A 2,499-nucleotide genomic window follows, 5' to 3' on the forward strand; every position below is an offset into this window, starting at 1 on the left:
CTTTTGTCCGGGTAGGTGTAGGCGACCGCAAGCGTCGCAGAATTGGCCAACTCTGTGACCTGCGGGTTCTCTAGCGGCGTAGGGCGATTCGGAGAATTGACTCTTAATCGCAAATACAGGGAGTCAGGTTCCGGCTGCCATGCTGCTGACCTGCGAATCGTGTGGCGGGTTGTGCACGCTGGGTAGCGGTTGGACGCGTGCGGACGCTCCAGTCATCACTTACTCATCATTTTGACCGCTCATAGTCACAGACGGCCAGTTTCCGTGGGCATTCTGGGGCAATCGCGTGAGCCGTTTAGAGTCGATGGCCGCAGTACGGATGCGTCTGGGCGCCATCTAGTTCCCTGATCGCGTAGCCAACTATCGCGCTGATCGTTGGTCTGCAACGCCGCCGATAAGGAGACGTCTACACAGTGCGCGACGGGGCCGCGTGCAGCCTCGTTGAGCTGGTGACTGCAATGACGGTAACGCTGGAGACGCCATGCGGGTCGAGTACGGACATCTTGGTCGCCCCACAGTCAAATCCCGTGTGACCTCGGACTGGGGGAGACTGGTTACGACGGTTCGCCAAACCTGTGTGGAATCGGGCCGAAGCGAGGTCGACCGATCACCGACAGTGAGCACGCTCGACGAAGATCGTCCCGACGTGAACTCCACGTTCCAGGGGACTCATCGTTGCGGCCGACAATCGCCGTGCGACGCACAGCGCAGCGAGCTCTGGGTGAGTATCACCGCCAGGTGCCGGACAAGATCGGCTCGGTCCTGTCGGTTTCAGGCTTGCTACATGTTCAGCAACCAGGCAATCGACTGACGGCGTCGAAGTACTCGGCAACTATTGACGAAACGATTTCGTCGGCCGGGAGAACCGAGTCGATCAGTCCAGCCGACTGTCCCGCTTCGACCTTTCCCTTGTCGACACTGCCATGAAGGGCCGCATCTTTCAGCGACGACGACAGAAACAGTTCCTTTCGCTCGTCCTCCAGTGCCCCTGACTGTTCGAGTGCAAGCATGCTGTCGCTGAATTCGTTGCTCAACATACGAATTAGGCCAAGATCGCGTCCGACGGTTCGGGTATCGGACACCGATGCACCGACGACACGATCTTGGTACGCGGGAGACACACTCGCTTCGTTCGATGCAATGAACCGTGTGCCGAATTGGGCGGCGTCGGCCCCCAGCGCGAGCGCGGCGGCAAGACCGGCTCCGTCCGCGAACCCACCTGAGGCAACAATGGGCATGTCCGGCAGTCTCTTTCGTACTGCCCTGATGGCAACCATGGTCGACACCAGATCCGTCGGAGGGTGGCCCCCGGCTTCTCCGCCCACGACGATGAGTCCGTCGACTCCTGCCTCAGCGGCCTTCACGGCATACGGGACCGTCGACACAACGTGCAGCCATCGCGTTCCCACGTCATGGAACCGCGACAGATGTCTCTTCGGCCCACCTTGCGAAGCGATGACGACAGGAACAGGGTCATCGAGAAGGATTTCTGCGAGTTCGTCTGCGCCGGCACGGTACAACGGAAGGTTGACTGCGAACGGCTTTCGAGTCGAACTGCGTAGCGTCGACAATGTCGCACGGAAGTCGGGGATTCGCATCGGACCCGCGGCGAGGACTCCGAGGCCGCCTGCGTTGCTCACGGCGGCGGGCAGCTCGGCGCAGGAAGATACCCAGGACATACCGGCCTGCACGATTGGCAGATCGATACCGAGCATGGACGTGATCGCGGTGGAGATAGTTGCATGATTCACAGCGCAGCGCCCTCGGCCGGTGCCAAGCTTGCGCGAGCGACAATGCCTGCATCAGTTTTACGTACCTTGCCGCTGGCGGTCATACCGATGGTTTCGAAGTCGGCCACAATGCGAAAATGCCTGGGAATGCGAAATCCTGCCATCCGATCTTTACACCATAGTCGCAGTTCGTCGAGGTCCAAGTTGGCATTGTCGGAGAGCCGAAGGAACGCGAACGGCACTTCGATGAGACGTTCATCGGGGACTCCGACCACAACCGCTTGGACTATTGCCGGGTGCTGGTGCAGTGCGTTCTCGACCTCGGCAGGCGCGACGTTTTCCCCACCCACTCGGATCAATTCTTTGGTTCTGCCGGTGAAGATGAGTCTGCCGGAGGGATCGAGATATCCGACATCGCCGGTGCTGAGCCAGCCGTCGGTGCTGATCGCCGCGCGGGTTTCCTCGGACTTGTCCCAGTAGCCGACCATCACATTCCAGCCACGGACAAGGATGTGGCCCGGTTCGTTCGCGTCTGCGTCATCGTCGGTGTCGAGGCTTAGGATCTTCACCTCGACGCCTGGTTCCACTCTCATTGCGGTGCTGACACGCACATCCTCCGGTTCCCACCACGCAGACTGCGCCACGTTCGGAGACGCCTCGGACAAGCCGTATCCCACAACACATTCGGTCGCCCCCAGAACGTCGATGACCTGTCGAACCACAGCCGCCGACGCGGCTACCCATGCACCGCGTAGGTGTAGCGTGCGGG

Annotated in this window: 2 protein-coding genes; both read right to left on the bottom strand. The window is 60.6% G+C overall.

Annotation, left to right across the window (positions count from 1 at the left end; all coding sequences use genetic code 11):
• Window positions 1-788 precede the first annotated feature (788 nt).
• Window positions 789-1,751: an NAD(P)H-dependent flavin oxidoreductase gene (locus tag WBQ44_RS02630; RefSeq protein WP_495565184.1), complete on the bottom strand. Its 963-nt coding sequence runs from the start codon at window positions 1,749-1,751 to the stop codon at window positions 789-791.
• Window positions 1,748-2,499: AMP-binding enzyme (locus tag WBQ44_RS02635; protein ID WP_495565185.1), on the bottom strand; the 752-nt coding region annotated here is incomplete at its 5' end. The genes WBQ44_RS02635 and WBQ44_RS02630, both read right to left, overlap by 4 nt.

Source organism: Rhodococcus sp. (in: high G+C Gram-positive bacteria) (assembly GCF_049591685.1).
Lineage (GTDB): Bacteria > Actinomycetota > Actinomycetes > Mycobacteriales > Mycobacteriaceae > Rhodococcoides.